Below are 807 nucleotides of genomic sequence, written 5' to 3' on the forward strand. Positions count from 1 at the left end.
TGGGTGGTGGCGGAGTGCGAGGCGCGCGGGGCACGCGCGACCGCCGTGGCGCTCGACGTGTCCGACGCGGCGGCACTGGCCTCCGCGCTGGCCGAATTCGAGGCCGAGAGGCCCGTGGACCTCGTCGTCGCGAATGCGGGCACCTCCTTCGGCACCGCGCCGGACGGCACGCCGGAGACAGGCACGGCGGCGGCGCGGCAGGTGGAGGTGAACCTGCTCGGCGCGATCCATCTGGTCGGGCCGCTTCTTCCGGGCATGCTCGCGCGCGGGCGCGGCGCGATCGGCGTCATCGCCTCCGTCGCGGCCTTCCGTGGGCTGCCGGACTGCGCCGGCTATGCGGCGAGCAAGGCCGGGCTGCTGGCCTGGGCCGAGGGGCTGCGCGCCGCGCTCGGACCGCGCGGGATCCGCGTCAGCGTGATCTGCCCCGGCTTCTTCGACAGCGCGATGGGCGATCGCTTCCTCGGGCCGAAGCCGCTCCGCATGACGCTCGAGCGCGCCGCGGCGCGCACCAACCGCGCCCTGCTGCGGGGCGAGGCGCGGGTCGTCTTTCCCGCGCCGCTCGGCTGGCTGCTGCGGCTACTCGCGTTGCTGCCGCCACGCCTTGGCGACAGGGCGATGCGGCTGATGCGGTTCCGCGTGCGGGCGGAGTAGCCCGCGCTCTACTTGCGCTGGCCGACGGGCGCGCCGCTGAAGCCGCCGGCGGGCGCGAAGCCGGCCTGCGGCGCGAAGCCCGGCGCGGGGCCGCCGGCAGCACGCGAAAGGCGCACGCGGTCGCCGCGGCTGACCACCACGCGGTCGCCCACCTGC

Annotated in this window: 1 protein-coding gene; it reads left to right on the forward strand. The window is 77.0% G+C overall.

From position 1 onward, the window contains the following. The coding region (locus tag L2I40_RS23920) for an SDR family NAD(P)-dependent oxidoreductase (RefSeq protein WP_237217837.1) at positions 1 to 651 on the forward strand (651 nt) is incomplete at its 5' end. Positions 652 to 807 lie beyond the last annotated feature (156 nt).

Source organism: Falsiroseomonas oryziterrae, from assembly GCF_021864505.1.
In the GTDB taxonomy this organism is placed as follows: domain Bacteria; phylum Pseudomonadota; class Alphaproteobacteria; order Acetobacterales; family Acetobacteraceae; genus Falsiroseomonas; species Falsiroseomonas oryziterrae.